This window comes from Amaricoccus sp. W119 (assembly GCF_047275745.1).
GTDB lineage: Bacteria > Pseudomonadota > Alphaproteobacteria > Rhodobacterales > Rhodobacteraceae > Amaricoccus.
On record NZ_JBKQWU010000002.1, the window covers coordinates 218,017 to 244,785 of the forward strand.

At 68.6% G+C, this 26,769-nt stretch carries 25 protein-coding genes; 9 read left to right on the forward strand and 16 right to left on the reverse strand.

Annotated elements, in window-relative coordinates:
* Positions 1-81 precede the first annotated feature (81 nt).
* From ACLJK8_RS02795 to ACLJK8_RS02820, 6 genes are all read right to left on the reverse strand, one after another.
* The gene (locus tag ACLJK8_RS02795) at positions 82-3,156 is read right to left on the reverse strand and encodes an efflux RND transporter permease subunit (protein ID WP_413148481.1); all 3,075 of its coding nucleotides are present in this window, start codon (positions 3,154-3,156) and stop codon (positions 82-84) included.
* Between the two features lie 10 nt (positions 3,157-3,166).
* Positions 3,167-4,285, reverse strand: a complete 1,119-nt coding sequence (locus ACLJK8_RS02800) for an efflux RND transporter periplasmic adaptor subunit (RefSeq protein WP_413148482.1) — start codon at positions 4,283-4,285, stop codon at positions 3,167-3,169.
* A 224-nt stretch (positions 4,286-4,509) separates the two neighbouring features.
* On the reverse strand, positions 4,510-4,935 hold the full coding sequence (locus tag ACLJK8_RS02805) for a MarR family winged helix-turn-helix transcriptional regulator (protein ID WP_413148483.1): 426 nt from the start codon (positions 4,933-4,935) through the stop codon (positions 4,510-4,512).
* Between the two features lie 44 nt (positions 4,936-4,979).
* Complete coding sequence (locus ACLJK8_RS02810; protein ID WP_413148484.1) at positions 4,980-5,858, reverse strand: carbon-nitrogen hydrolase family protein; 879 nt, start codon at positions 5,856-5,858, stop codon at positions 4,980-4,982.
* Positions 5,859-5,867: 9 nt separating this feature from the next.
* A complete protein-coding gene (gene grxC, locus ACLJK8_RS02815) occupies positions 5,868-6,128 on the reverse strand; it encodes a glutaredoxin 3 (protein WP_413148485.1) in 261 nt (86 codons plus the stop codon).
* Positions 6,129-6,165: 37 nt separating this feature from the next.
* Entirely contained in the window at positions 6,166-6,999 is an 834-nt protein-coding gene (locus tag ACLJK8_RS02820) for a ComF family protein (protein WP_413148486.1), read from the reverse strand.
* Between the two features lie 49 nt (positions 7,000-7,048).
* On the opposite strand from ACLJK8_RS02820, the gene ACLJK8_RS02825 reads away from it, so the two are divergent.
* Together ACLJK8_RS02825 and hemH are read left to right on the forward strand one after the other, a co-directional pair.
* Positions 7,049-7,981 (forward strand): methyltransferase domain-containing protein, encoded by a 933-nt coding sequence (locus tag ACLJK8_RS02825; RefSeq protein WP_413148487.1) that lies wholly within the window; start codon positions 7,049-7,051, stop codon positions 7,979-7,981.
* Positions 7,978-9,051 (forward strand): ferrochelatase, encoded by a 1,074-nt coding sequence (hemH, locus tag ACLJK8_RS02830; protein ID WP_413148488.1) that lies wholly within the window; start codon positions 7,978-7,980, stop codon positions 9,049-9,051. The genes ACLJK8_RS02825 and hemH overlap by 4 nt, the downstream gene beginning before the upstream one ends.
* Positions 9,052-9,226: 175 nt before the next feature.
* Here hemH and ACLJK8_RS02835 read toward each other — a convergent pair whose 3' ends face one another.
* The 4 genes from ACLJK8_RS02835 to ACLJK8_RS02850 form a co-directional block, all read right to left on the reverse strand.
* Entirely contained in the window at positions 9,227-9,424 is a 198-nt protein-coding gene (locus ACLJK8_RS02835; protein WP_413148489.1) for a hypothetical protein, read from the reverse strand.
* Positions 9,425-9,525: 101 nt separating this feature from the next.
* Positions 9,526-9,963, reverse strand: a complete 438-nt coding sequence (mutT, locus tag ACLJK8_RS02840) for an 8-oxo-dGTP diphosphatase MutT (protein ID WP_413148490.1) — start codon at positions 9,961-9,963, stop codon at positions 9,526-9,528.
* On the reverse strand, positions 9,960-11,306 hold the full coding sequence (argJ, locus tag ACLJK8_RS02845) for a bifunctional glutamate N-acetyltransferase/amino-acid acetyltransferase ArgJ (RefSeq protein ID WP_413148491.1): 1,347 nt from the start codon (positions 11,304-11,306) through the stop codon (positions 9,960-9,962). Before argJ ends, mutT begins: the two co-directional genes overlap by 4 nt.
* 71 nt (positions 11,307-11,377) lie before the next feature.
* Entirely contained in the window at positions 11,378-12,289 is a 912-nt protein-coding gene (locus ACLJK8_RS02850; protein ID WP_413148492.1) for a peptidylprolyl isomerase, read from the reverse strand.
* 322 nt (positions 12,290-12,611) lie between these two features.
* On the opposite strand from ACLJK8_RS02850, the gene secA reads away from it, so the two are divergent.
* The 7 genes from secA to ACLJK8_RS02885 all read left to right on the forward strand — a co-directional run bounded on the left by secA (position 12,612) and on the right by ACLJK8_RS02885 (position 20,146).
* The gene (gene secA / locus ACLJK8_RS02855; protein ID WP_413148493.1) at positions 12,612-15,431 is read left to right on the forward strand and encodes a preprotein translocase subunit SecA; all 2,820 of its coding nucleotides are present in this window, start codon (positions 12,612-12,614) and stop codon (positions 15,429-15,431) included.
* A gap of 94 nt (positions 15,432-15,525) precedes the next feature.
* Positions 15,526-16,104, forward strand: a complete 579-nt coding sequence (locus ACLJK8_RS02860) for an HD domain-containing protein (RefSeq protein ID WP_413148494.1) — start codon at positions 15,526-15,528, stop codon at positions 16,102-16,104.
* Positions 16,101-16,526 (forward strand): DUF1810 domain-containing protein, encoded by a 426-nt coding sequence (locus ACLJK8_RS02865; protein ID WP_413148495.1) that lies wholly within the window; start codon positions 16,101-16,103, stop codon positions 16,524-16,526. The genes ACLJK8_RS02860 and ACLJK8_RS02865 overlap by 4 nt, the downstream gene beginning before the upstream one ends.
* Positions 16,527-16,741: 215 nt before the next feature.
* A complete protein-coding gene (locus ACLJK8_RS02870) occupies positions 16,742-17,647 on the forward strand; it encodes a glycosyltransferase family 2 protein (protein ID WP_413148496.1) in 906 nt (301 codons plus the stop codon).
* A 69-nt stretch (positions 17,648-17,716) separates the two neighbouring features.
* The gene (locus ACLJK8_RS02875; RefSeq protein ID WP_413148497.1) at positions 17,717-18,703 is read left to right on the forward strand and encodes an ABC transporter substrate-binding protein; all 987 of its coding nucleotides are present in this window, start codon (positions 17,717-17,719) and stop codon (positions 18,701-18,703) included.
* 103 nt (positions 18,704-18,806) lie between these two features.
* Entirely contained in the window at positions 18,807-19,523 is a 717-nt protein-coding gene (locus ACLJK8_RS02880; RefSeq protein ID WP_413148531.1) for an ABC transporter permease, read from the forward strand.
* Complete coding sequence (locus ACLJK8_RS02885) at positions 19,508-20,146, forward strand: ATP-binding cassette domain-containing protein (RefSeq protein ID WP_413148498.1); 639 nt, start codon at positions 19,508-19,510, stop codon at positions 20,144-20,146. Before ACLJK8_RS02880 ends, ACLJK8_RS02885 begins: the two co-directional genes overlap by 16 nt.
* Before the next feature lie 10 nt (positions 20,147-20,156).
* On the opposite strand, the gene ACLJK8_RS02890 is transcribed toward ACLJK8_RS02885, so the two are convergent.
* From ACLJK8_RS02890 to edd, 6 genes are all read right to left on the reverse strand, one after another.
* A complete protein-coding gene (locus tag ACLJK8_RS02890) occupies positions 20,157-20,858 on the reverse strand; it encodes an RluA family pseudouridine synthase (protein WP_413148499.1) in 702 nt (233 codons plus the stop codon).
* The gene (locus ACLJK8_RS02895; protein ID WP_413148500.1) at positions 20,833-21,930 is read right to left on the reverse strand and encodes a choloylglycine hydrolase family protein; all 1,098 of its coding nucleotides are present in this window, start codon (positions 21,928-21,930) and stop codon (positions 20,833-20,835) included. The genes ACLJK8_RS02890 and ACLJK8_RS02895 overlap by 26 nt, the downstream gene beginning before the upstream one ends.
* 62 nt (positions 21,931-21,992) lie before the next feature.
* A complete protein-coding gene (pgi, locus tag ACLJK8_RS02900) occupies positions 21,993-23,594 on the reverse strand; it encodes a glucose-6-phosphate isomerase (RefSeq protein ID WP_413148501.1) in 1,602 nt (533 codons plus the stop codon).
* A 7-nt stretch (positions 23,595-23,601) separates the two neighbouring features.
* Positions 23,602-24,246 carry a bifunctional 4-hydroxy-2-oxoglutarate aldolase/2-dehydro-3-deoxy-phosphogluconate aldolase gene (gene eda / locus ACLJK8_RS02905; RefSeq protein ID WP_413148502.1) on the reverse strand — a complete coding sequence of 215 codons (645 nt, stop codon included), beginning with the start codon at positions 24,244-24,246 and terminating at the stop codon, positions 23,602-23,604.
* A gap of 14 nt (positions 24,247-24,260) precedes the next feature.
* Positions 24,261-24,911, reverse strand: a complete 651-nt coding sequence (locus tag ACLJK8_RS02910; RefSeq protein WP_413148503.1) for a pyridoxamine 5'-phosphate oxidase family protein — start codon at positions 24,909-24,911, stop codon at positions 24,261-24,263.
* A 13-nt stretch (positions 24,912-24,924) separates the two neighbouring features.
* A complete protein-coding gene (gene edd / locus ACLJK8_RS02915; protein WP_413148504.1) occupies positions 24,925-26,733 on the reverse strand; it encodes a phosphogluconate dehydratase in 1,809 nt (602 codons plus the stop codon).
* Between the last annotated feature and the right edge of the window lie 36 nt (positions 26,734-26,769).

Consider the following 26,769-nt stretch of genomic DNA (forward strand, 5'->3'; position numbering starts at 1 on the left):
CTCCCAAATGGTTTCCGCGATGGAAACGCCATACCCTTCGAATGGTTGCGGCGTCGGCCGATCACGGAAACCGGAGCGGGATCAGGCCTGCGCGGGTCTCCGCTCGGCCCCGCGGCGGGCCGCCATCGCCTCGTCGCTGTGGGAGATCAGGCTGTAGAACATCGGCACGACGAAGAGGGTGAACACCGTCCCGATCAGCATTCCCGTGAAGATGACGAGGCCGATCGAATAGCGCGCGGCGGCGCCGGCGCCATCGGCGATGATGAGCGGAACCACGGCGAGCGCCATCGCCGCCGTCGTCATCAGGATCGGACGAAGCCGGACCTTCGCCGCCGCGACGATCGCGTCGCGCTTCGACAGGCCGTGCTCCTCCCGCTGCTGGTTGGCGAATTCGACGAGCAGGATGCCATGCTTGGTGATGAGCCCGATCAGCGTGATCAGACCGACCTGGGTGTAGATGTTGAGCGTGCCGAGTCCGATGTTGAGCGGCAGGATCGCGCCGAAGATCGAGAGCGGCACCGACATCAGAATGATGAACGGATCGCGGAAGCTCTCGAACTGCGCCGCCAGTACGAGATAGATCACCACGATCGCCAGTCCGAAGGCGATCAGCAGCGTGTTGCCCTGGTTGATCTCGAGCCGTGACTGGTCGGCGTAGTCGATGAAATACCCTTCCGGCAGTTCTTCCTGCATGATCTGGCGCAGCGTCGCGAGCCCGTCGCCCGAGGTCACGCCGGGCAGCGGCAGCGCCGAGAGGGTGGCGGAGTTCAGCTGGTTGAACTGTTCGATCACCGCGGGCGACGCCCTGGTCTCGACGCTGACCACCGAGGACAGCGGCACCATCTCCCCGGTGGAGGCGCGCACGAAGAACTGCCCCAGCTGCTCCGGATTGGACCGCCAGTCGCGCGGCACCTGGGTGATCACATCGTAGCTGTTGGAATCGCGGTCGAACTGTCCGATGGACGCGCCGCCGACCAGAAGACCGAGCGTGTTGCCGACATCGGCCACCGAGACGTTGAGGCTCGCAGCCCGGTCGCGGTCGATCGTCACGCGGGTTTCCGGCTGATCGAAGGACATCGAATTCTGCACGACGATGAACATGCCGGTCGCCGTGGCCCGCTGCTCGATCCTCTCCGCGAGTTCGAACACCCGTTCCGGCGAATAGATCGACTGCAGCACGACCGAGATCGGCAGGCCGCCGCCGGCGCCGGGCAGGGTGGGTGGCGCGAAAACGAAGCCTTCCATGCCCGCGACCCCGCCCAGCATCGCCTGAAGCTCCTGCTGGATCTCGGCCTGCGAACGCTCGCGGTCGACCCAGTCGTTCAGCGCCCAGATGTAGAAGGCCGAGCTCGGCGTGCCGGTCGCACCGCCGATCGAGAAGCTGGTCCGGACCTCCTCCAGATCCTGCGACATACCGTAGATCTGGTCGGTGTAGAGCTTGGTGTACTCGTTCGTGGCGTAGAGCGGGCCGTTCAGGATCGCGAAGAGCGCGCCCGAATCCTCCTCGGGCGCCAGTTCCGATGTCGTGTTCAGGAACATGAACACCGTCGCGCTGAAAAGCGAGACCACCATCAGGAGCGTGACCGGGCGATAGTCGAGCGAACTCGACACCCGGCGCTCGTACCAGTTGGCGAGGCCGTCGAAACGGTTGTCGACGAAGCGCTGGAACCGCCCCGGCTCGCCGGAGGTCAGGAGCCGCGCCGACATCGCCGGGGTGATGGTGAGTGCGATGACCCCCGACAGGATCACCGCTCCCGCCAGTGCGAAGGAGAACTCGCGGAACAGCGCCCCCGTGAGCCCCGCCGTGAAGCCGAGCGGCGCCAGCACCGCGGCCAGCGTGAGGGTCATGGCGACGACCGGGCCCGCGATCTCCTTCATGCCCATGATCGAGGCCTGCAGCGGTGTGAGCCCCTCCTCGATATGGCGGTGGATGTTCTCGACAACCACGATGGCGTCATCGACGACGAGGCCGATGGCGAGCACCATCGCGAGCAGCGACAGGAGATTGATCGAATAGCCGAGCGCGAGCAGAACGGCGCAGACGCCGATGAGCGAGAGCGGGATGGTCACGATCGGCATCATCACCGACCGGAAGGAACCGAGGAACAGGATGATGACGACGACCACGATCGCCACCGCCTCGGCGATGGTCTTGAAGACTTCCTCGATGGAGGCCGAGATCGTCTCGGTCGAATCGTAGACGAGATCGATCGACATGCCGCGCGGGAGCGCGGCGTTGATCGCGGGCAGTTCCGCCACCACCGCGTCGGCGACTTCGAGCGGGTTCGACGCGGGCGTCGGGAAGACACCGATGAAGGTCCCGGACTCGCCGTCGATCGTCACGACCGTTTCGTGGTTCTCCGCTCCCAGCTCGATGCGCGCGACATCGCGCAGCCGCACGACCGCGTCGCCCTCGCCCCGGATCGGCAGGGTTCCGAAACCCTCGGGGCTCTGCAGCGTCGATTGCAGCGTGATCGCCGTCGCGGTGAATTCGTTCTCGGTCTTTCCCGGCGCGGAGAGGAAGTTCGAGTTCCGGACCGCTTCCAGCACCTCCGCCGCCGTGACCCCGCGCGCCGCGAGCGCCAGCGGGTCGAGCCAGATCCGCATCGAATAGTTCGCCGCGCCGATGATCTCGCTCTCGGCGACGCCCGGGATCGTCGACATGCGCGGCCGGATCACCCGTTCGAGATACTCGGTCAGCTGCTCCCCGTTCATGTTCGGGTTGCGCGCGACGAGATACATGAGCGCGAACTGCTGGCCGGTGCCCTTGACGATCGACGGGTCCTCGGCGCCCTCGGGGAGTTCGCCCCGGACCTGCTGCACCTTGGCGAGCACCTCGGTCAGCGCGGCATCCGGATCGGAGCCGAGCCGCATATGGACCTGGATGATGCTGACCGACGGCGTCGATTGCGAGGTGACGTAGTCGATGTTCTCCGTCGTGGCGACCGCGGCCGCGAGCGGCGCGGTGATGAACCCCTGGATGAGATCGGGCGGCGCGCCCTGGTAGACGGTGGTCACGGTGACGACCGTCTCCTCGACCTCCGGATATTCGCGGATCGCGAGGTTGAAGATGCCGTAGAAGCCGAGCAGCAGCATGAAGGCGGCGAGCACGCTCGACAGGACCGGCCGGCGGATGAAGAGCTCGCTCAGGTTCATGGCGCCGTCCTCACTGCCCGATCGGCTCGAAGGCGGCGGCGGTGGGGTCGATCGTGTTGTCGATCCGGACCGGCGCGCCCTGGAACAGGCGGTTCTGCCCGGCCGTCACGACGGTGTCACCCGGCGACAGCCCCCCGGTCACCTCGACGCGCCCGAGCGAGCGGCGGCCGATCTGGACGAAGACCTGCTCGACCGTCATCTTCTTTTCCTCGCCCTCACCTTCCTCATGCACGACATAGACGCTGTCGCCATAGAGCGTGGAGGTCACGGCGGTCTGCGGCAGGGCGATCACGTTCTGCTCGGCCGGAAGCTCGACGCGGACGCGGAGAAACTGCCCCGGGTTCAGCGAGGCGCCGGGATCGTCCACCTCGGCCCGCACCGTGACGAGGCGGCTGTTCGGGTCGATGCGCGGCTCGATCCCGATGACCCGGCCGCCGAGCGAGATATCGCCGACCTCCGAGGAGGCGGTCACCGGCAGACCGATACGGACCAGCCGGCCCTGCTGTTCGGAGACCGAGAAATCGACCCGCATCGCCTTCAGATCCTGCAGGGTCGCGTAGACCGTCCCGGTCGGGAGATACTGGCCGACATCGATCTGCGGAATGCCGGCGGTACCCGCGAACGGGGCGCGCAGCGCCTTCTGCCGCGTCACGGCCGTCAGCTTCTCGACCTCCGCCCGGGCGCTGGCCGCGCTCGCCTGCGCCTCGTCGAGATCGTTCGCCGCCGTGACGCCGCGCGCCTGCAGGGTCCGCTGCCGCTCGAGCTGGATTTCGCTGAGGTTCAGGGTCGCGCCGGCGGCGGCGAGATCGGCCTGTTCGATGGCGTCGTCGAGCTGAACAAGAATCTGCCCGGCCTCGACCTCGTCATTGGCCTGGAAGCGGATCTCCTTCACGATGCCCGGCGTCTCCACGCCGAGCTCAACCCCCTGTTTCGCCCGCGCGGTGCCAATCGCCTCGATGCCCGGCATCCAGCCGCCCGCCTCCACTTCCATGGTGGAAACCGTCACCGGGTCCGGCTGACGGTTGGCGAAGAACTCGCCGATCATCTTCGAGCGGAAGAGGTTGAAGCCGACGATGCCGCCGACGACGAGGCCAAGCAGGATGACCGCGATGATGAGTCTCTTGATCAACCGACGCCCAACCCCACCCGTCCACGCGAACCGCCGCTGGCGCGCCGGTGGCCGCATCGAAGACCCACAAACGGAACGCGAACTCGCGGGCGCTCGATCGCGCCGCGTCGCGGGCGTCGATGGCCCGCTCCCACATCCGTGGGCATTCCTGCGCGGTTTTGACCGCGCGGTCAAGCCTCCAACCACGTGACTGCGAACGCCCTGAGGTTGTCCGGACCCGAGACTCAGGTTTCCTCGGCGCCGAGCACGGCGCGGATGGCGCGCAGCGTCGGCAGGGCATCGCGCAGGCGGCCCGGCCCGAGTTCCTCGAGCAGGTCATCGAAGACCGGGGCCATCGCGAGTACTGCCCTATCGCGCGCCGATTGCCCCGCCGGGCTCAGGCCCACCCACTTGCGGCGTGCGTCGTCCCAGTCGGGACGGATGTGAACGTAGCCCGCCGCGTCGAGCTTGCGCAGCGTATTGGTCATCGCGCCCTTGGTCACATGGAAGATCCGGGCAAGCTGCGCCGGCGTCTTCTCGCCGCCGAGCCGGGCGAAATGGTTCAGCACCATGAAATGCGACAGCTCCATGCCGCGGGGCAGCGCGCGCTGGAGCCGACCCCTCGCCAGTTGCTCGATCATCACGATCTCGCTGAAGAACACGATCACCATCGGATCGCGCGGCGATTCGACGGGTGGGGCCCGGTTGCCCCGGCTCACGAGGTCGCGCGGTCGGTGGGTCCGTGACTGGCCGGACCCTGAGCGCCCGGCCGGGCGAAGCTCCGGTCGTGGCGGAGTTGCGGTACCATGTCCCGGACCTTCGCGACCTCGGTCAGGTCGAGCTCCCCGAAGATCACCCCCGGCCCGTCCGGCGCCTCGGCGATGATCTCGCCCCAGGGTCCGACGATCAGGCTGTGGCCATAGGTCCGCCGGTCCGGCCCCTCGGTCGTGACGTGGTGGCCCGACTGCGCGGCGGCGAGAACGAAACAGCCGGTCTCGATCGCGCGGGCGCGGAGCAGCGTCTGCCAGTGGGCGCGGCCCGTCGGCACGGTGAAGGCCGCTGGCACCGTGATGATGTCGGCTCCCTCCTGCGCGAGCACGCGGTAGAGCGCGGCGAAGCGCATGTCGTAACAGATCGTGAGCCCGAGCCTCGCCTCTGGAAGATCGGCGATCACCGCTTCGGTTCCCGGCCGGAAGGCGGCGGATTCGCGATAGGATTCGCCCTTCTCCAGCGCCACGTCGAACATGTGGATCTTGTCGTAGCGCGCGGCGATCCCGCCGTCCGGCGCGATCAGGAAGGAGCGGTTCGCGAAGCGGCCGTCCTCGTCGTGGGTCAGGATAGCGAGGCTGCCGATCACGAGCCAGATGCCGCGCTCCGCCGCGACGTCGCGGAGCCGCGCCAGCGTCGGGTCGTCCTCCTCGTGGCGCAGCATCGCCTTCTGACGGGCGCGGCTGGAGGAGACGATATTGGTGACTTCCGGGGTGACGACGAGGCTGGGGCCGCCACCCGCCGCCCTTCGCACCAGATCCTCGGTGACGCGGAGGTTCGCTGCGGGATCGTCGGAGGAACAGAGCTGGACGAGGGCTACGCGCATCGGATGACCTCAGCTCGCTTCGAGCAGCGGATCGAGTTCGCCCGCGCGCTCGAGGGCGTTCAGATCGTCGAACCCGCCGATATGCCGGTCGCCGATGAAGATCTGCGGCACGGTGCGGCGGCCCCGGGCGCGTTCGGTCATCTCGGCGCGCCGCCCGGGCTCGGCGGCGACGTTGACCTCCTGAAAACTCGCGCCCTTGGCGGTCAGGAGCCGCTTCGCGGCCATGCAATAGCCGCAGGTCGGAGTCGTATACATGAGGATCGCGGGCATCGGCGGTATCCTGACAGTCTCACGCAGCATGATGAAACTATATAGACCCGCCCTCCGCGAACGCAACGCGCGCGAGGACAAGGACATCGACCCGGGCGGCGCCCGCGGCGCGCAACGCCTCCGCTCCGGACGAGAGCGTGGCGCCGGAGGTGAGCACATCGTCGATCAGCAGGATCGATCGCCCATCGACTCGGGCGGCATGGCGGGGCGTCACGACGAAGGCGCCCGCCTGATTTCGCGCGCGCGCCGTCCAGTCCATCTTTTCCTGCGGCGTGGTGAAGCGCCGGCGCGTGAGAAGATCCGGCACCATCTCGCGATCCGAGCGGCGCGCCAGCGCACGGGCGAGTTCGGCCGACTGGTTGTAGCGCCGCCGCAGCAGGCGACGCCAGTGGAGCGGCACCGGGGCGACGATCTCGGCGCGTGCCAGCAGCGCCCGACCGGCGGGCAGCATCCATTGCGCGAGCGCGTCGCGCATGTCGAGCCGGTCGCCGTGCTTGAAGGCGAGCACCGCCCGCCGCGCCGCGCCGCCGTAGAGCACCGCCGCCGCCCCCGCGTCCCAGGCGGGCGGACGCCGGAGGCAGGGGTCGCAGGTGTCCACGGCATCGGAGACGAAGGCATCCGGCGCCGTCGCATCGCCGATCAAAGGCACGCCGCATTTCCCGCAGGCGGCGCCGGTGATGAAATGGGTATCCCGCCAGCAGGCTCCGCAGAGCCCCCGCGCGCCGTCCGTCCGGTCGCCGCAGGCGAGGCAGCGCGGTGGATAGAGCGTGTTCAGGAGCGGGGTGATGATCGGGGTGAGGACCGGCGTGAGCATCGCGCCGATCGGGTCCGTCACCGGCCCGATCACGGCGGATTTGAGCACCCGAAGCATGGCATTCCCTCCCGGTCTCGCCTATGGGTCGCCTTCGTGAGGTAACCCGATGCCAACGCCGCCAGCCCTGTTCGATCCCGAACTGCTCGCCCACCGACGCGCTCGCGCGGCGGCTGGGGAACCGGCCGAGTTCCTGCGCGAACTGGCCGCGGCGGAGATCTCAGAAAGGCTGAGCGAGGTTAACAGGCGCTTTCAGGCGCCGGTGATCATCGGGCCGCGGGGCGCGCTCTGGGCGGAGGCGCTCGGCCTGCCGGGCGCGCGGCTGATCCCGGACGCGGAGGTGCTCGATCTCGCTCCGGGCGAGGCGGATCTCATCGTGCACGCGCTGGCGCTGCACTGGGCCAATGACCCGGTCGGCCAGCTCGCCCAGGCGCGCCGCGCGCTTCGACCGGACGGGCTGTTCATCGGCGCGCTCTTCGCCGGGGAGACGCTCTGGGAATTGCGCCAGGCGCTCGCCGACGCGGAGGTGGCGGTGACGGGCGGGCTCAGTCCCCGCGTGGCGCCGATGGGCGAGATCCGCGATCTGGGCAGCCTCCTGCAGCGCGCCGGCCTCGCCCTGCCCGTCGCCGACTCGCAGCGCCTGCCGGTCAGCTACGCGACCATGATCCATCTGATGCGCGACCTGCGCGCCATGGGGGAGACGAGCGTGCTGCGCGACCGGAGCCGCGAGCCGATGTCGCGCGCGCTGCTCGCACGGGCGGCGGAGATCTATGCCGAGCGGTTCGGCGACGGGGGGGGCCGCGTGGAGGCGACCTTCGAGATCGTTTACCTGACCGCCTGGGCGCCGTCGCCCGGACAACAGAAGCCTCTCCGCCCGGGCTCCGCCGCCGCCCGGCTCGCCGACGCGCTCGGCACCGAGGAACGGAGCGCGGGCGAACACGCGGGCGGGACCGGCGCGGGCGGGACCGGCGCGGGTGGGACCGGCGCGGGTGGGACCGGCGGCGGGCGCCCGACGAAACCGGGGGAACAGGACAAGGCATGACCGAGACATCGAAACCCGGCGAGGGGACGCCCGGCGGCCGCCTCGCCTTCGCACCTTCGAACCATCCCACCGTCCCGCCCGCGCGGGTCGGGGTCATTCTCGCCAATCTCGGCACCCCGGATGCGACCGATTACTGGTCGATGCGGCGCTATCTCAACGAATTCCTGTCCGACCAGCGGGTCATCGATTACCCGCGCTGGAAGTGGCAGCCGCTCCTGCAACTCGTCATCCTGTCGCGCCGGCCGTTCTCCTCGGGCAGGAACTACGCCGGGATCTGGGACAAGGAGCGGAACGAAAGCCCGCTTCTGACCATCACCCGGGCGCAGACCGACGCGGTCGCCCGCGCGCTCCGCGAGGCACATGGCGAGCGGATCGTGGTCGATTTCGCGATGCGCTACGGCAATCCCTCGACCGAGTCGGTGATCGCGAAACTGGTCGACCAGGGCTGTGACCGGATCGTGTTCTTTCCGCTCTATCCGCAATACGCGGCGCCGACGACGGCGACGGCGAACGATCAGGCGTTCCGCGCGCTGATGAAGCTGCGCTGGCAGCCGGCATTCCGCACGGTTCCGGCCTATTACGACGATCCGCTCTATATCGACGCGCTGGCCCGGTCGGTCGAGCGGGCCTATGGCGGGCTCGCCAACCGGCCGGAGATGCTGCTCACCAGCTACCACGGCATGCCGGAGCGCTATCTCAGCGAAGGCGACCCCTATCACTGCCAGTGTCAGGCGACGACGCGGCTCCTGCGCGAGCGGCTCGGCTTCGCGGCGGAAGAGGTGCGTGTGACCTTCCAGTCGCGGTTCGGGCCCGAGGAATGGCTGAAGCCCTACACCGTCGAGGAGGTGGCACGGCTCGCCCGGGAAGGCACGAAGCGGATCGCGGTGGTGGCGCCCGCCTTCTCCGCCGATTGCGTCGAGACGCTCGAGGAGATCCAGGGCGAGATCCGCCACGCCTTCGAGGGCGCGGGCGGCGAGGAGTTCACCTATATCCCCTGCCTCAACGACGAGGAGGCCCACATCAGGGCGCTGGTTTCGATCCTCGATCGGGAACTCGCGGGCTGGTTGTGAGTTTACCCGTCAGTCATGGGATCAGGGCCATGGGGCCCGGGCATGGGATACAAGGCAAGCGGCCAAGGCCGCGGGAGGCGGACGCGCCTCCGAAACGAGGAAGCGGACCGAGGGGAACCGGTCCGCTTCCTTCTTTTCGGCATTCGGGTGTCGGAGGATTCCAGACGGAGAGACTTCAGACGGCCTCGGGCGCGGGCAGAGTCTCGACGTTGCGGATCATCCCGGCATGGAAGGGATGGTCGCCACGGCGGATCGGTTGCCCGCGGTAGAGCTTGCGCCCGTCGCGCACCAGCACATCGCCGTTCGCGAGCGATTCCACGAATTCACCCTGAATCGAAACACAACTGGAGACCCGGATCGTCTGGTACAGCATCTTTTTCCACCCTGGAAATCTTGTTCTTGAAGTTGAACTTACGGGAAGAGCGCACCAGTGTCACGGAAATTTCGCAGAATTTCCACCAAAGGTTGTACCGACTAAAGTAGGTCACGCAGCACGGGGACGATCGGCAGATCGGCCGGCGGCATCGGATAGTCGCCGAGATCGCGCGCGCGAACCCATTTGAGCGCCTTGTGTTCGTGGATGCTCGGAACGCCCTCCCAGCGGCGGCATACGAACAATGGCATCAGCAAATGAAACTCCGGATAGGCGTGGCTCACGAAAGTGAGCGGCGCGAGGCAACTGCTCCAGGTGCTGATCCCAAGTTCCTCATGCAACTCGCGGATGAGCGCTTGCTCGGGAGACTCACCATTCTCCACTTTTCCCCCGGGGAATTCCCAGAGGCCGGCGAAACTTTTTCCTACAGGCCGCTGGGCAAGCAGAACGCGTCCGTCCGAATCAACCAGCGCCGCCGCGACCACCAGAATCAGGCGCGTCGGCGTCGCGGCGCCGGGGGCCCCGGGGGCCGCGGTCACGACCGGTAGTCGGCGTTGATCTCGATGTAGCGATGCGTCAGGTCGCAGGTCCAGACCGAGGCCGCGCCCGCGCCAATTCCGAGATCGACCGAGATCACGAGGTCGGCCTGCTTCATGTAGGCCGCGCCGGCCGCCTCCGTGTAGCCGGGGCTGACCCAGCCGTTCTCCGCCACGAGAATGTCGCCGAAGCGGATCGAGAGCCTGTCGCGGTCCGCCTGTTCGCCGGCCTTGCCGACCGCCATGACGACGCGGCCCCAGTTCGGGTCCTCGCCCGCGAGGGCGGTCTTCACGAGCGGCGAATTGGCGATCGCGAGACCGACCGTCTTCGCCGCCTTGTCAGAAGCGGCGCCGGTCACGCGGATCTCGACGAACTTGGTCGCCCCTTCGCCATCGCGCACCACCTGATGGGCGAGATCGAGCATCACCCCGGAAAGCGCCTCGCGGAACAGCGCGGCGCGCGGGTCGGTCTCGCTCGTGATCCTCGCCATCGGCGCGCGGCCGGTCGCGGCCATGATCAGCGAATCCGATGTCGAGGTATCGCCATCGACGGTGATTCGGTTGAACGTCTCCTCGTTGATCGAGGAAACCATGCCCGCCAGAACCTCGCGCTCGATCGCGGCGTCGGTGAAGATGAAGACCAGCATCGTCGCCATGTCGGGCGCGATCATCCCCGATCCCTTGGCGAAGCCCGAGATCCGGACATCGGTTCCGTCTAGATCGACGAGCGCGGTCGCGCCCTTCGGGAAGGTATCGGTCGTCATGATCGCCCGCGCCGCGAGACCGGCGGCGGTCGGATCGAGCCGGTCGCGCAGCTCGCCGAGCTTCGCGGTGATCCGCTCGGCCGGCAGCGGCTCGCCGATGACGCCGGTCGAGGCGACGAAGACATGGTTCGCCGGAATGCCGAACAGCTCCGCCGTCGCATTCACCGTGCTCTCGACCGCCGCGCGGCCAACCCCGCCGGTAAAGGCGTTGGAATTGCCGGAATTGACCAGGATCGCATAGCCCCTGTCACCCGATCGCTTGCCGCCCGATCCCTTGCCGCCCGAACCGTCACGGGCCAGCGCGGCGAGATTGTCCTCGCACCAGAGCACGGGGGCGGAGCGCGTCGCGGAGCGGGTGAAGACCCCGGCGACGGTGGAACCCTCCGCCACCTCGGCCAGCATCACGTCGAGCCGGCCCTTGTAGCGCACGCCCGCCTCGACCGCGGCGAAACGCACGCCCTCGATCACGGGAAGGTCGGGGAAGCCGGACGCGGGCGCCAGCGGCGAGACCTTCGGACCGGCGGCGACCGGGGCCGACTTCTTCCTGTCCTTGGTCTTCTTTTTCTTCTTGTCCTTCGGCATCACCGGTCTCGCTTTCGTCGATCATCGTCACCGGACGCCGGGTACACCGGCCCCGCGCCCGGTGGAAGGGCTCAGTTCAGGAGGTCGGCGTCGCGAACCGCCGCCGCCGGGACCTCGCCGGCCTTGATCTCGATCTCCGCCTCGCCGCGAAGCGTTTCGAGCTTGCCCTGGAAGGCCTCCTGGCGCAGCTGCTGCTCGATCTGCGGGCGCGTCTCCTCGAGGCTCGGCGCCGCGCTCTCGCGCGTGTCGTTGAGCTTGATCAGGTGCCAGCCGAACTGGGTCTGGATCGGACCCGCGACGGCGCCCTTCTCCATGCCGACGACGGCCGTCTCGAACTCGGGAACCATCTGGCCCTGGCCGAACCAGCCGAGCGAGCCGCCCTGCCCGGCGGAACCGTCGGTCGATTTCTCCTTGGCGACCTCGGCGAAGTCCGCGCCGCCGTTGATCTCTTCGAGAACGGCGTTCGCCTCTTCCTCGGTCGCGACGAGAATATGCGAGGCATCGTATTCCGGCCGCGGCTGGAAGGCCTCCACCTGCGCGTCATATGCGGTCTGGATCGCCTCGTCGCTGACCGGCTCGCTCATGTATTGCTCGGCCACGATATTCGCGAGCGCGGCGCGGCGGTCGTTCTCGAGCTGAAGCTTGACGGCGACCGGGTCCTGGTCGGGGTCGGTCGAGAGGCTGTTGGCCAGCACCAGCTGGTCGGCGAGCTGCTGGATGAGGCCGGTCATCAGCGTCTCGTCGGGCAGGTTCTGGTACTGGGCCGGCAGCCGCTCGCGCATGGCAATCACATTGCCGAGCGTGATGTCGGTGCCGTTCACCGTAGCGACGACGGTATCGACATCGTATTCCGCGGCCGCCCCAGTGCTCTCGGGCGTGCTCTCGGCGGCGGCCTCGGGCGCCGTGGTCTCCGCGTCCTGCGCGTAAGCCGCCGGCACGAAGGCCGCGCCGGCCAGAAGGCCCGCGATCAGAAGGTTGCGCATCTGTAACTCCGTTGCTTGCCCGCTCGGGGAACGGGTCCACATGAAATCTCTCGGGGCGCGTCCCGCTACCCGGGGGGCGCCGTTGACAGGCACGGCCCACCCGCTTACATCCCTAGCCGGCTGAGCGGGGTCCGACCGCGCGCAGGGCGCAGACTTAGACGGTTCGCTATCAGTGAACAAGCTTGCCCGTCATGACAATTCGGTGGGCTGGTCGATGCGCCGAGCGGCGGGCCGGTCGGTGGCCCGGCCGGCAGGTCGGGGACAGAGGTCGGCCGGCGCGTTCGGCGCCCCGACGCCGCGATATATTTGAGGACTGAGGTTCATGCTGGGAATCGGCACGCTTGCCAAGAAGGTGTTCGGAACGCCGAACGACCGGAAGATCAAGTCCGTCCGTCACCTCGTCCAACGCATCAACGCGCTGGAGCCGGAATTCCAGGCCCTGGAAGACGAGGGGCTCATCGCCAAGACCGGGGAACTCCGCGAGCGGGTCGCCAACGGCGAAAGCCTCGACGCGCTGCTCCCCGAGGCCTTCGCCAACGCCCGCGAGGCGGCCCGCCGCGCGCTTGGGCTGCGGCCCTTCGACGTGCAGCTGATGGGCGGCATCTTCCTGCATCAGGGCAATATCTCGGAGATGAAGACCGGCGAGGGCAAGACGCTGATGGCGACGCTCCCGGTCTATCTCAATGCGCTGACCGGGCGCGGCGTCCATGTCGTCACGGTGAACGACTATCTCGCCCGCCGCGACGCGGAATGGATGAGCAAGGTCTATCACGCGCTCGGCATGAGCGTGGGCGTCGTGGTTCCGGGCATGCCCGAGACGGAGAAGAAGACCGCCTACGACGCCGATGTGACCTATGCCACGAACAACGAGCTCGGCTTCGATTATCTCCGCGACAACATGAAGTCCGATCTCGCGCAGGTGCTGCAGCGCGATCACTATTTCGCCATCGTCGATGAGGTCGACTCGATCCTGATCGACGAGGCGCGCACGCCGCTCATCATCTCGGGGCCGAGCCAGGACCGCTCCGATCTCTATCTCGCGATCGACAAGCTCATCCCCGAACTCGAGGCAAACCATTACGAGCTCGACGAGAAGGCGCGCTCCACGACGCTGACCGAGGATGGCAACGAATATCTGGAGGGCCGGCTCCGCGAGCTGAAGCTGCTTCAGGAGGGCGCCACGCTCTACGATCCGGAGAGCACGAGCCTCGTCCATCACGTGACCCAGGCGCTCAGGGCGCATGTGCTGTTCAAGAAGGACAAAGACTATATCGTCCGCGACGACGAGATCATGCTGATCGACGAGTTCACCGGCCGCATGATGTCGGGCCGGCGGCTCTCGGACGGGCTGCACCAGGCGATCGAGGCCAAGGAAGGCGTCTCGATCCGCCCCGAGAACGTGACGCTGGCGAGTGTCACCTTCCAGAACTACTTCCGCCTCTACGAAAAGCTCGCGGGGATGACCGGCACGGCGGCGACAGAGGCGGAGGAGTTCTTCGAGATCTACAAGCTCGGCGTGGTCGAGGTGCCGACCAACAGGCCGGTGATCCGCAAGGACCACGACGATCAGGTCTATCGCACCGCGCGCGAGAAATATGAGGCGATCGTCGCCGAGATCAGGCGCGCGCATGAGGCGGGCCAGCCGATCCTGGTCGGCACCACTTCGATCGAGAAATCCGAGATGCTGTCCGGCCTGCTCAGGAAGGACAACATTCCGCATAACGTGCTGAACGCCCGCTATCACGAGCAGGAGGCCCGGATCATCGCCGAGGCCGGCGTGCCCGGCGCGGTGACAATCGCGACGAACATGGCCGGACGCGGGACCGACATCCAGCTTGGCGGCAATGTCGAGATGCATGTGATCGACGCGCTCGAACAGGACGAGCGCGGGGCCGATCCGAGCGCGATCCGCGAGACGGTCGAGACCGAGGTGGCGCAGCGCAAGGATCAGGCGCTCGGCGCGGGCGGCCTCTATGTCCTCGCCACCGAACGGCACGAGAGCCGGCGCATCGACAACCAGCTCCGCGGCCGTTCCGGCCGTCAGGGCGACCCGGGGCGCACGAATTTCTACCTCAGCCTCGAAGACGACCTGATGCGGATCTTCGGCTCCGACCGGCTCGATTCGATGCTCGGCAAGCTCGGGATGAAGGAAGGCGAAGCGATCATTCATCCTTGGGTGAACAAGGCGCTCGAAAAGGCCCAGGGCAAGGTCGAGGCGCGCAACTTCGACATCCGCAAGAACCTCCTGAAGTTCGACGACGTGATGAACGATCAGCGCAAGGCGATCTTCGCCCAGCGCCGGGAGATCATGGAGGCGAGCGATGTTTCCGAGGTCGTGCTCGACATGCGCCATCAGGTCATCGACGATCTGGTGCACGAGCATATCCCGCCCCGCGCCTACGCGGACCAGTGGGAGACCGAGGGGCTCCGGACCAAGATCCGCGAGGTCTTCGGGATCGACGCCGACATTCCGGCCTGGGCCGATGAGGAAGGCGTCGATGACGAGCAGATCCGCGAACGCCTGACCCGCGCGGTCGACGATCTGATGCGCGAGAAGCTCGACCGCTACGGGCCCGAGACCATGCGCCAGATCGAGAAGCAGGTCCTTCTGCAGACGATCGATCAGAACTGGCGCGAGCATCTGGTCACGCTCGAGCATCTGAGGAGCGTGGTCGGCTTCCGCGGCTATGCGCAGCGCGATCCGCTGAACGAATACAAGTCCGAGGCGTTCCAGCTTTTCGAGGGGCTGCTGAACCGGCTTCGCACCGAGGTTTCCCGCATGCTCGCCCATGTGCAGATCATGACCGAGGCCGAGCAGCGCGCAATGGTCGCCGAGATGCAGAACCGCGCGCAGGCGGCGCAGGGCCAGCGGGCCGAGGGCGCAGCGACGAACCCCATGCCGGCCCCCGTGCCGAACCCCGCGTCGCCTCCCCCCGCGGAGCCCGCCTCCCCGGCGGAGAGCACGGCGGAAGCCGGAGCACGGCGCCAGCCGGCGCTCGCCGTGGCCGGTGGCGCCGAGGCGCAGACTCTCGCGAGCGGCATCGATCCGGAGGACGAGTCGACCTGGCATCGCAGCGGACGGAACGATCCCTGCCCCTGCGGGTCGGGCAAGAAGTACAAGCACTGCCACGGCCGGTTCTGATCCAAAAGCCGTGCGCGGGGAGTGTCGGGCGACGGAGGTTCGCCCCGCGCCCCTCGCGCCCCCGGGGACCGGCGGTCAGCCGAAGGAGCGCGCAATGGCCGAACCCTCGTCGGGCGACATCGACCGCTACCTCGCCTTCTTCCGCGCCGCCGAGGCGCTCAAGGACACGATGCGGAGCGGGCACACGCGTCTCGGACGCCGCGAGAGCACGGCGGAGCACAGCTGGCGGCTCTGCCTGATGGCCCTCGCGCTCGGACCCGAACTCGACGGGATCGACACGGGACGGCTGATCGAACTCCTGATCGTGCACGACCTCGGCGAAGCGGTCCGGGGCGACATTCCCGCGCCCGAGCAGACCGGCGACAAGAACGAGGAGGAGCGCCGGGATCTCCTCGCCCTGCTCGCTCCGCTACCCGAACCCGCCCGCGCGCGCATCCTCGCACTCTGGGACGAGTACACCTCCATGGAAACGCCGGAAGCGCGGCTCGCGAAGGGCCTCGACCGGCTGGAGACGGTGCTTCAGCACACGCAGGGTCAGAACCCGGCCGGTTTCGACATCGGCTGGAATCTCACCTATGGACGGGCGCATACCGACGCTCATCCGCTGATCGCGGCGCTGCGCGCGCCGGTCGACGCGGAAACCGAGCGTCTTGCGCGGGAGCAGGCCGGATGAGCGCGGAGCAGGACATGGATCTCGAACGCTTCATCGCCGCGCAGGCGCCCGTCTGGACCGCGGTCGAGGCGGAACTGACCCGGGGCGCGAAGCGGAGCCACTGGATGTGGTTCATCTTTCCCCAGATCGCCGGGCTCGGCCGCAGCGCGATGTCGGTGCATTACGCGCTCGGGAGCCTCGACGAGGCGCGCGCCTACCTCGCGCATCCGATTCTCGGCGCGCGACTGCGCCGGGCGACCGAGCTGATGCTGACCCACGCCGGACAGCCGGCCGAACGGATCCTCGGCGGGATCGACGCTGTCAAGTTCCGCTCCTCCATGACGCTCTTCGCCGCCGCCGCCCCGTCCGAGGCGTTGTTCGGGGACGCCCTCGACAGCTTCTTCGCCGGCGCGCCCGATCCCGCGACGCTCGCGCGCATCTGACCCGCGCGCGGGCATCCGGCGGAGCACTCGCGCAAGCTTTGGGCGGACCCCCGCCCACGGGGAAGTTTTTCGGCCTCACCCGCCACCCCGTTCTGGCCCCCGCGCGCCCCGAAATGGTATGGATCGGACGGGCTTCCGCCATCTGTCCCGGGGAAGCCCCGACGTCTTGGGGGTACAAGGTTAACGTGGTTGCTCGGTTCTCGACGGTTTCCCTCATGCGCGAGGAGCCCGACGTGGTGGCGCGATTCGTCAGCTACTACCACGACCTCGGCGCGGAGATGGTTCTCATCTATCACGACGGTCCGGCCGATCATCTGACAGCGCTCAATGATGCACGAACCCGGATCATCGCCTGCGACGACGCGTTCTGGGACCGGGTGGGCGGCCGCCCGCCGGGCCTCGAGGAACGCCAGGCGGCCGTCTTCGCCAATGGCACGGCGCATTGCGAGACCGACTGGGTGCTGCTCTGCGACGGCGATGAATTCGTCTTCGGCGACCGTCCGGTGGAACAGTTCCTGGACTGGGTGCCCGAGACGGTCGATTCGGTCAGGCTGCGTACCGCCGAGGCGGTCTGGGGGCCCGGCGACGACGTGGACACCCCCTTCGGCTGCACCTGGTTCCGGGTGCCCTGGACCAACCTCCGTCTCTGGAAGTTCGGCCGGCGCTTCGTCTACGGGCGCAAGAGCCGGTTCTTCCGCCAGGGGCTGGTCGCGCATGTCTCCGGCAAGCAGTTCCTGAGGACCGGCCGGCGCTATACCCGCATCGGCAATCACTATACCGAGCGCGACGGCGCACGGATCACCGTCTGGTCGCACGAACTCGGCCGGGGCGGCGAGGGCATGTACCTCGGGCATTTCGACGCGATCGGCTTCGGCCGCTGGCGGAAGAAATGGGCGCAGCGCATCAGCCGCGAAACCCAGACCAGCCGCATGGCGAATACCCGCGCGGCGCAGATGGACCTCGTCGCGAGGGCGATCCGCAAGGGCGAGGGCGCGGCGCGCAGGGTCTTCCTCGACCTCTACGCGCTGACGCCCTGGCAGGCGCGGATTCTGACCCGCCTCGGCTATGTCTTCCAGCGCGACATCTTCCGGCGATCGCAGCGCCGGGCCGACGCGGGCTGACCGGGACTTTCGTCGGGGGGCCGTTTGCGCGGCGGCGCGCCGGGTATAGGCTGCCGGCGGGAGGACGCCATGAGACACATCTTCGGATTCGCCGCCTGCCTCGGCGCGGCATTGCTCTGCGTAGGGCTGTCTGGCGCGGCCGCCCTGGCCGAGACGCCGGTGCTGCGCATCGCAGCTCAGAAATCCGGCACCGTGAACTGGGAGCTCGAGACCATTACCGCGAACGGGCTCGACGAGAAGAACGGGTTCGAACTCGAGGTCATGGACGTGGCCGGCAGCGCGGCGGGTCAGGTGGCCTTCCAGGGCGGCGAGGCGGATGCGATGGTCTCCGACTGGATCTGGGTCGCCCGCCAGCGCGCGGAAGGCGAGGATTACGTCTTCATCCCCTATTCGCGCACCGTCGGCGGTCTCATGGTCCCGGCCGACAGCCCGGCGCGCACGCTCGCCGATCTTCGGGGCGCGAAAGTCGGCGTGGCGGGCGGGCCGCTCGACAAGAGCTGGATCCTGATGCGCGCCTATACCGAGAAGGAATACGGCTTCGATCTCGCCGACGAGACCGAGCAGGTCTTCGGCGCCCCGCCGCTGATCGCCGAGGTGGCCCAGCGGGGTGAGGTCGGCGGGGCGATCAACTTCTGGCATTTCCTCGCCAAGATGAAGGTCGCGGGGATGCGCGAGCTTGTCGGCGTCTCGGAAGTCGCCGAGGCGCTCGGTCTCGATCCGGAGACGCCGCTGCTCGGCTATGTGATCCGGGGCGAACTCCTGCGCGACAATCCCGATCTCGTGGACGGCTTCGCCACCGCCTCGCGCGCGGCGAAGGACCTGCTCGCCAATGATCCCGCCGCCTGGGAAGGTATCCGCCCGATGATGAACGCGGCCGACGACGCCGAATACGAGGCGCTGAAGGCGGGCTTCATCGCCGGAATCCCGGCCGCGGGTCCGGTCAACGAGGCGGCCGCCGGCCGGATGCTCGGCCTCATGGCCGAGATCGGCGGCGCCGAACTGGTGGGCGGCGCGACCACGCTGCCAGAGGGGCTCTTTGTCCAGCCCGGCAGTTGACCGCGCGAAAGGGATCGCCGGAACCGGAACCGGGTCCGGACCTGCCGGGCGCGCCCGCCGTGCCGCCGGGGGGAGCGGCGGGCCCTGGGTCGCGCTCGGCTCCATCGCTCTGCTCCTCGCCGTCTGGTCGGTCGCGGCGCTCACGCAGGCCGACACGCGCATCCTGCCCGGGCCCTGGATCGTCGGGCCGCTCATCTGGCGCGAGCTCATCGCCGGGCCGATGCTCTTCGACATCGGCTGGACGCTCTGGCGCGTCGCGCTCTCCTTCTCGCTCGCCATGGCGATCGGCGCCGGGATCGGGATCGCCATGGGGCGCAGCCCGAGGCTCGACCGATGGCTCGATCCCTGGCTCATCTTCTTCCTGAACCTGCCCGCGCTCGTCCTGATCGTGCTCGCCTATCTCTGGATCGGGCTCAACGAGACGGCGGCGGTGCTCGCGGTCGCGGCGAACAAGGTCCCGACGGTGATCGTGACGATGCGCGAAGGCGCGCGGGCGCTCGACCCGAAGCTCGCCGACATGGCGCGCGTCTTTCGCATGTCGCGCCTCGCCCGCCTGCGGCATGTCGAGGCGCCGCAGCTCGCGCCCTATTTCGCCGCCGCCGGAAGGTCGGGGATCGCGCTCATCTGGAAGATCGTGCTGGTGGTCGAGTTCCTCGGCCGCTCCAATGGCGTGGGGTTCAAGATCCACATGTATTTCCAGCTCTTCGACGTGGCGATGGTGCTCGCCTACGCGCTGAGCTTCGTCGGGGTCATGCTGATCATCGAGGCGGCGCTGTTCCGCCCCTGGGAACGTTGGGCCACGCGATGGCGGCGCCGGTGATCGCGCTCGACCTCCGGTCGAAAGCCTTCGGCGCACGGGAGGTTCTCGGGCCGATCTCGCTCGCGATCGCGCCGGGCGAGACGGTGGCCCTCACCGGTCCCTCGGGCGCGGGCAAGACGACCCTGCTCCGCATCCTGGCCGGGCTCGACCGCGCGTTCGACGGTACGCTCACAGCGCCGGAACGGATCGCGATCGTGTTCCAGGAACCGACGCTGCTGCCCTGGCGCGATGCGCGGGCGAACATCCGGCTGACCACCGGGGTCGGCGCCGAGACGGCGGAACGGCTGCTCGGCGAGGTGGGGCTCCGGGGCCGGGGCGACGCCTACCCCGGCCAGCTTTCCCTGGGACAGCAGCGGCGGCTGGCGCTCGCCCGTGCGCTGGCGGCGGAGCCGGAACTGCTGCTGCTCGACGAGCCCTTCGTCTCGCTCGATCCGGCGCTGGTCGAGGAGATGCTGGAACTGACCGCGCGGGCGCTGGCGCGACGGGAGACGGCGAGCGTCTTCGTGACCCACGCCCGCGCCGAGGCCGAACGGCTCGCCGACCGCGTCCTGACCCTCGGCGGCGACCCCGCCCGCGTCGTCTCCGAAGAAATCGTAGGCGAAACTTCGGCCCACCGCCCCTAGGACTGCGCCCTCAGAACGGCACCGGCGAATCGAACTCGACCGGCGCACCGCCCTCCGGATGCCGGAAGCCGATCCGGGCCGCGTGCAGCTGCAACCGGTTCGCCGCCGCCAGCGCCTCCGGCGGGGCATAGAATCGGTCGCCGAGGATCGGGTGGCCGAGGCTCAGAAGATGCACCCGCAGCTGATGGCTGCGCCCGGTCAGCGGGTGGAGTTCGACCCGGGTCGCCGCCGCCTCGCGTGCGAGCACGCGCCATTCGGTCAGCGCGGGCTTGCCGCGGTCGTGGCAGACCATCTGCAGCGGCCGGTTCGGCCAGTCGCAGATCAGCGGCAGGTCGATCCGCCCCTCCTCCTCCGCGATCCGCCCCGCGACGCGCGCGACATAGGTCTTCGACACCCGCCGCCGCTCGAACTGCATGCCCAGATGACGCTGCGCGCGCTTCGTCCGGGCGAAGACCATGAGGCCCGAGGTGTCGCCATCCAGCCGATGCACCAGAAGCGCCTCGGGATGATCGGCCCGGAGCCGCGCTTCGAGGCAGTCCTGGGGCCCCGGCGGCTTCGCCGGAACCGAGAGCAGCCCCGAGGGCTTGTCAACGACCAGAAGCGCCGCGTCGGCATGGACGAGGCGATAGGTCTCGCGCGGCGGCTCCGGCGGGCTGAGCGCGAAGCCGCTGGCGCGTCCCGGCGCCTCAGGGGAGGAGCGCGCCGGTGGCATCCGTCCCCTCGGGATAGGGCAGGTCGGAGACCGCGACCGACCCCGGCTCGGTCGCGGCGAAGATCGCGTCGAGATCGAGCGTCGCATAGCCGGTGCGGTGCGCGTAGTCTGCGATCATCAGGCGGTTGTTGGTCAGATCCTTGAGCGCGGCCCACTGGGTGTAGTCCGACACCACCTGGTCGCCCACCTTGCTTTGCGCGACGCCCATCGGAATGTCGACCGTGTTCAGGATATGCGCGACGGCCTGAATCGCCTCCTCCCCGGTCTCGGGCTGCGAGATCGCCTGGCGCAGGAAGGCGGCGCGGATGAAGCGGGAGGGCGGCGTGTAATCGCCCGGCAGACCGCGAACGCCGCCGCCCTGCCCGAGCGCCGTCACATTCACATCGCCGATGGTCCGGCTCTGGACGCCCTCGGTCGAGAGATCGAGATAGTTGCGCGCGTTCAGGAGATGCCAGTCATAGGGCGGCGCGTTGGTCAGCACATGGGCGACATTGTCGTGAATCCGCAACTCCCCGCCCAGGTATTCGACCACGATCCCGTCGCCCGACCGGTCGGTGAAGATCATGTGCAGCGTCGGGGGCGTCGGCCCGGTCGGGAGCGACGGATCGGTCCAGAGCCTGATTTCCGGCAATGCCGCGCGCACCTCCGCGACGCTGCCCAGGGTCCCGAGCACCCAGGCCCCGAAGCCAAGGATCGAGACATAGGCGTCGTCCTCCGGCGTCACGGTCTGATATTCGGTGAAACCCGGCAGGAAGTTCCCGCTCACGCCGAGGCCGGCATCGTTCTGGCCCTCGACGATCGCGCCGCCCGGGATGATATCGGCGCTCACCCCCACGAAGGCATGCGTGGTCGTGACCTTGTGCTCCGGCAGGCCGAGGTCCGGGGGCGCGGTCAGCGTGAGCTCGGTCCCCTTCGGCACGCTCTTGAGCGTCCATTTCATGTCGAACGCCCATTCCATCGTGCGGCCCGCGATCACGGTGCGGTCGGCGGCGGTGATATCGACGGCGGTGCAGGCCAGGGCCTGACCCGCCAGGGCGAGCAGGCCGAGGCTGGCGGCGAGCGTTCGTAGCATCGGGCGTCTCCTTCGCACGTTCGTCATGCGATATACGACGACGACGCACGCGGGAGGAGCCGCTAGCCGCGGCCCGCGGCGAGAGAGCGCAGCAACCCGGCGGTGGAGCCGTCCTTGCCGGCGGCGTCCCCCTCGCCCTTCACGAGCGGCAGGAGCGCGGTGGCGAGTTCCTTGCCAAGCTCCACCCCCCACTGGTCGAAGGAGTTGATGTCCCAGATCACGCCCTCGACGAAGACCCGGTGCTCGTAGAGCGCCACGATCCGCCCGAGCGTATGGGGATCGAGCTTCGTATAGATGAGCGTGGTCGAGGGCCGGTTGCCCGGGAAGACCTTGTGCGGCGCGAGGGCCGGGTCCTTGACCGTCTTCTCGGCGGCTGCGAGATCGCGGCCGAGCATCAGCGCCTCCGACTGCGCGAGGCAGTTGGCGATCAGGAGCTGGTGATGCTCCGCGAGATCCTTCTCGTGTCCATTCGCCGCCACCATGAACTCGCAGGGGATCACATTCGTGCCCTGGTGGATCAGCTGGTAGAAGGCGTGCTGTCCGTTGGTGCCCGGCTCGCCCCAGACGATCGGGCCGGTAGGACGTGCCACCGGATCGCCCGCGAGCGTGACGCCCTTGCCGTTCGATTCCATGTCAAGCTGCTGGAGATAGGCGGGCAGCCGGCTCAGCCGCTGGTCATAGGGTAGGACGGCGCGCGAGGCGTAGCCGAGCACGTCGCGGTGCCAGATACCGACGAGCGCGAGCAGGACGGGCATGTTCTCCGCGAGCGGCGCCTCGACGAAATGCCGGTCCATCGCATGGGCGCCGGCGAGGAAGTCGAGGAAGTTCTCCGGGCCGACCGCGATCATCACCGGCAGGCCGACCGCGCCCCAGACGGAGTACCGCCCGCCGACCCAGTCCCAGAAGCCGAAGACGCGCGAGGAATCGATCCCGAAGGCCGCGGTCTTGTCGAGCGCGGTGGAGACGGCGGCGAAATGCTGGTCCGCCGCCGCCCCGAGGGTCTCGGCCGCCCAGGCCTTCGCGGTCCGGGCATTGGTCATCGTCTCGATCGTCGTGAAGGTCTTGGAGGCGACGATGAAGAGCGTGCGCGCCGGGTCGAGATCCTTCAGCACGTCATGGATATGCGCGCCATCGACGTTCGAGACGTAATGCGCGCGCGGCCCGTCGGCGTAGGGCGCGAGCGCGAGCGTCGCCATCACCGGGCCGAGGTCCGAGCCGCCGATGCCGATATTGACCACGTCGGTGAAGGGCCGCCCGTCGGAGGCCGCGATCGAGCCGTCGCGGACGCCGTTCGCGAAGGCGGCCATCCGGCCCAGCACCTCGTTGACGGCGGGCATCACATCCTCGCCGTCCACCATCACCGGCGTATCGGAGCGGTTGCGGAGCGCGGTGTGCAGGACGGCGCGATCCTCGGTCAGGTTGATCTTGTCGCCCCGGAACATCGCATCGCGCTTCGCCGGAACCCCGCTCGCCTCGGCGAGTTCGAGCAGGCGGCTCAGCCCTTGGGCGTCGAGATTGACCTTCGAGAAATCGAGCAGCATGTCGCCGAGCGACACTGAGAATGTGCTGAACCGGTCCGGATCGCTCTCGAAGAGCGTTGTGATCCGGCGATCCCCCGCCTCGGCGCCCGCCTTGTCGAGCGCCTCCCAAATCTTCTCGACCATCTTGGGCTTACCCCCTGCTGAGCTTGCTCGCGTCGCTGGCCAGGGACTCGATCTCGTCCCACTTGCCGCCCGCCATCAGTTTCTTGTCCACGACCCAGGAGCCGCCGACGCACATGACGTTCGGAAGCGACAGATAGTCGGGGGCGTTCGACAGGCTGATCCCGCCGGTCGGGCAGTAGTTCATCTGCGGCAGCGGGCCGCTGAACCCCTTGAGCGCCTTCGCGCCGCCGTTCACCTCGGCCGGGAAGAACTTCGCCACGTCATAGCCGCGCGCGAGCAGGCGCATCGCCTCCGAGATCGTCGCGGTCCCGGCGAGAAGCGGCAGTTCCTCCGCCTCGCAGGCCGCGAGCAGTTCGTCCGTCAGACCGGGCGAGACGCCGAATTTCGCCCCCGCCGCCTTCGCCGCCTTCACATCCGCGGGGCTGAGCAGCGTGCCGGCGCCGACCACGCCACCCTCGACATCGGCCATCGCCTTGATGACATCGAGCGCCACGGGCGTACGCAGCGTCACCTCGAGCACCGGGAGCCCGCCCGCCACCAGCGCCTTGGCGAGCGGCACGGCATGGTCGAGGTCGTCCACGACGATGACCGGGATCACCGGCGCGAGGCCGCAGATTTCCTTGGCATAGGCCGATGCGTCCTTCGGAGTCATGCGCCTTCCTTTCGTTACCAGAGTGTCTTGGCGGCGCGCTCGCGCCAGACCGCGTCATATTCGGCGCCGCCCTCGGCGCCCTTGCTCATCGCCGCCAGCATCTCGCCGGCGGTCGGGAGCCGTTCAGTCCTTGGCTCGGCCGGTTTCCAGAGGCCAGATCGCATGACCGCGCGGGCGCACTGGAAATAGACCTCCTCGACCGCGACCAGGATCACGCTGCGCGGCGCCTGCCCCTCGACGGTAAAGCGCGCGAGGAGATCGGGCGCCACGGAGACGCGGCCCTTTCCGTTCACGCGGATCAGAATGTCCTCGTCGCGCACGAGGAACATGAGCGCGCAGCGTGGGTCTCGGATGAGGTTCCGGAGCGAATCGACGCGGTTGTTCCCACGCCGGTCGGGCAGCGCGAGCAGCCCGGGTTCGAGCACTGTCGCGACCGCGCCGCGATCACCGCGCGGTGAAACGTCGAGCCCTTCCGGCCCCGCGGTCGCGAGCGCGCAGAAGGGCGATGCGTCGATCCATGCCTGATATTCGGGGGTGATCCTGTCGGCGACCTTGATGAGCGAGGTCGGGTTCGGCGCGCCGTAGATCGCCTCGAGCGCGCCGAGGCTCGTCACCTCGCCCTCTGGGTCAACACCGGGGCCGATCCCGTTTCCGTCCTCCGCCATCGCCACCTTCCCCTCAGAACAGCGGCGAGGCGCCCGCCTCGGCCGCGCCGACATTGGCGCGGAAGGCCGAGAACAGGTCGCGCCCGGTGCCATGCTGGTTCTGCGAGAGATCCGGGCGGACCACCGGCCGGTCGAGCGCGCCCGGCGTCAGCACGTCGAGCTTGCCGGAGGCCGCGTCCACGCGAACGAGATCGCCATCGGCGATGCGGGCGAGCGGGCCGCCATCGAGCGCCTCCGGGCTCACATGGATCGCCGAGGGCACCTTGCCCGAGGCACCCGACATGCGCCCGTCGGTGACGAGCGCGACGCGGAGCCCCTTGTCCTGCAGGACCGCCAGGACCGGCGTCAGGCTGTGCAGTTCCGGCATCCCGTTCGCCTTCGGCCCCTGGAAGCGGACGACGACCACGGTATCGGTGGTGAACTCGCCGGCCTTGAAGGCGCGCTTCACGTCCTCCTGGTCGGCGAAAACCCGCGCCGGCGCCTCGATCACATGGCGCTCGGGAGCGACGGCGGAGACCTTCATGACGCCGGTGCCGAGATTGCCGCGCAGCCGCCGCACGCCGCCGGTGGGCTGGAACGGATCGGAGGCGGGGCGCAGGATCTTGTCGTTCAGCGTCTCGCCCGAGCCCTCAGCCCAGACCAGTTCGCCGTCGATCAGCTTCGGCTCCTGCGTGTAGCGCCCGAGCCCGTCGCCCGCGATCGTGCGCGTGTCGTCGTGGAGAAGCCCGGCCTCCAGCAACTCGCCGATCATGTAGCCGAGCCCCCCCGCCGCGTGGAAATGGTTCACATCGGCGAGCCCGTTCGGATAGACGCGCGCCATCAGCGGCGTGACATCGGAAATCTCCGCGAAATCCTCCCAGTCGAGGATGATACCCGCCGCCCGCGCCATGGCGATCAGGTGGATGAGCAGGTTCGTCGAGCCGCCGGTGGCGTTCAAGCCCACGATCCCGTTTACGAAGGCCCGCTCGTCGAGCACGTCGCAGACCGGCGTGTACTGGTTGCCGAGCGCCGAGATCGCCATCGCCCGGCGCGCGCCCTCTACGGTCAGCGCGTCGCGGAGCGGCGTGTTCGGGTTGATGAAGGACGAACCCGGCAGGTGGAGCCCCATGAACTCCATCAGCATCTGGTTGGTGTTCGCCGTGCCGTAGAAGGTGCAGGTGCCCGGCCCGTGATAGGAGGCCATCTCGGCCTCCATGAGCTTGTCGCGCCCGACCTCGCCGGTGGCGAACTGCTGGCGGACCTTGGACTTCTGGTCGTTCGGGATGCCGCTCGTCATCGGCCCGGCCGGCAGGAAGACCGCCGGCAGGTGCCCGAAGGTCGCGGCGGCGATCACGAGGCCCGGCACGATCTTGTCGCAGACGCCGAGATAGACGGTCGAGTCGAACACATCGTGGCTGAGCGCCACGGCGGAAGCCATGGCGATCACGTCGCGAGAGAAGAGCGAGAGCTCCATCCCCGCCTGGCCTTGCGTCACGCCATCGCACATCGCCGGTACCCCGCCCGCGACCTGCGCCGTGCCGCCGGCCGCGCGCGCCGCCTGCCGGATCAGTTCGGGATACCGCTCATAGGGCTGATGCGCCGAGAGCATGTCGTTGAAGGCGGTGATGATGCCGAGATTCCCGGCCGAGCCGGTGGCGAGCGCGGCCTTGTCGTCGCCCGGCATCGCGGCATAGGCGTGGGCCTGGTTGCCGCAGGTCAGATGGGCGCGTTTCGGCCCCTCGTCCCGCGCCCGCGCCATCCGGTCGAGATAGGGGCGGCGGACCGGCGCGGAGCGGTCAGTGATGCGCTGGGTGACGCGGGCGATGGTGGCGTGCAGAGACATGAGGCTCCCTCCTCCGGGTCGTCGGGGCTCCCGTCA

Excerpts from the sequence above, each read along its gene's own strand:
- edd (WP_413148504.1), bottom strand. The coding sequence starts at position 26,733 with ATGTCTCTGCACGCCACCATCGCCCGCGTCACCCAGCGCATCACTGAC.
- ACLJK8_RS02810 (WP_413148484.1), bottom strand. The coding sequence starts at position 5,858 with ATGCGCGTAGCCCTCGTCCAGCTCTGTTCCTCCGACGATCCCGCAGCG.
- ACLJK8_RS02895 (WP_413148500.1), bottom strand. The coding sequence starts at position 21,930 with ATGCTACGAACGCTCGCCGCCAGCCTCGGCCTGCTCGCCCTGGCGGGT.
- ACLJK8_RS02890 (WP_413148499.1), bottom strand. The coding sequence starts at position 20,858 with ATGCCACCGGCGCGCTCCTCCCCTGAGGCGCCGGGACGCGCCAGCGGC.
- eda (WP_413148502.1), bottom strand. The coding sequence starts at position 24,246 with ATGACTCCGAAGGACGCATCGGCCTATGCCAAGGAAATCTGCGGCCTC.
- ACLJK8_RS02885 (WP_413148498.1), top strand. The coding sequence starts at position 19,508 with ATGGCGGCGCCGGTGATCGCGCTCGACCTCCGGTCGAAAGCCTTCGGC.
- ACLJK8_RS02860 (WP_413148494.1), top strand. The coding sequence starts at position 15,526 with ATGGCCGAACCCTCGTCGGGCGACATCGACCGCTACCTCGCCTTCTTC.
- ACLJK8_RS02795 (WP_413148481.1), bottom strand. The coding sequence starts at position 3,156 with ATGAACCTGAGCGAGCTCTTCATCCGCCGGCCGGTCCTGTCGAGCGTG.
- grxC (WP_413148485.1), bottom strand. The coding sequence starts at position 6,128 with ATGCCCGCGATCCTCATGTATACGACTCCGACCTGCGGCTATTGCATG.
- ACLJK8_RS02835 (WP_413148489.1), bottom strand. The coding sequence starts at position 9,424 with ATGCTGTACCAGACGATCCGGGTCTCCAGTTGTGTTTCGATTCAGGGT.
- ACLJK8_RS02850 (WP_413148492.1), bottom strand. The coding sequence starts at position 12,289 with ATGCGCAACCTTCTGATCGCGGGCCTTCTGGCCGGCGCGGCCTTCGTG.
- ACLJK8_RS02870 (WP_413148496.1), top strand. The coding sequence starts at position 16,742 with ATGCGCGAGGAGCCCGACGTGGTGGCGCGATTCGTCAGCTACTACCAC.
- ACLJK8_RS02825 (WP_413148487.1), top strand. The coding sequence starts at position 7,049 with ATGCCAACGCCGCCAGCCCTGTTCGATCCCGAACTGCTCGCCCACCGA.
- ACLJK8_RS02875 (WP_413148497.1), top strand. The coding sequence starts at position 17,717 with ATGAGACACATCTTCGGATTCGCCGCCTGCCTCGGCGCGGCATTGCTC.
- ACLJK8_RS02820 (WP_413148486.1), bottom strand. The coding sequence starts at position 6,999 with ATGCTTCGGGTGCTCAAATCCGCCGTGATCGGGCCGGTGACGGACCCG.
- ACLJK8_RS02865 (WP_413148495.1), top strand. The coding sequence starts at position 16,101 with ATGAGCGCGGAGCAGGACATGGATCTCGAACGCTTCATCGCCGCGCAG.
- ACLJK8_RS02910 (WP_413148503.1), bottom strand. The coding sequence starts at position 24,911 with ATGGCGGAGGACGGAAACGGGATCGGCCCCGGTGTTGACCCAGAGGGC.
- pgi (WP_413148501.1), bottom strand. The coding sequence starts at position 23,594 with ATGGTCGAGAAGATTTGGGAGGCGCTCGACAAGGCGGGCGCCGAGGCG.
- hemH (WP_413148488.1), top strand. The coding sequence starts at position 7,978 with ATGACCGAGACATCGAAACCCGGCGAGGGGACGCCCGGCGGCCGCCTC.
- argJ (WP_413148491.1), bottom strand. The coding sequence starts at position 11,306 with ATGCCGAAGGACAAGAAGAAAAAGAAGACCAAGGACAGGAAGAAGTCG.
- ACLJK8_RS02805 (WP_413148483.1), bottom strand. The coding sequence starts at position 4,935 with ATGGTGATCGTGTTCTTCAGCGAGATCGTGATGATCGAGCAACTGGCG.
- secA (WP_413148493.1), top strand. The coding sequence starts at position 12,612 with ATGCTGGGAATCGGCACGCTTGCCAAGAAGGTGTTCGGAACGCCGAAC.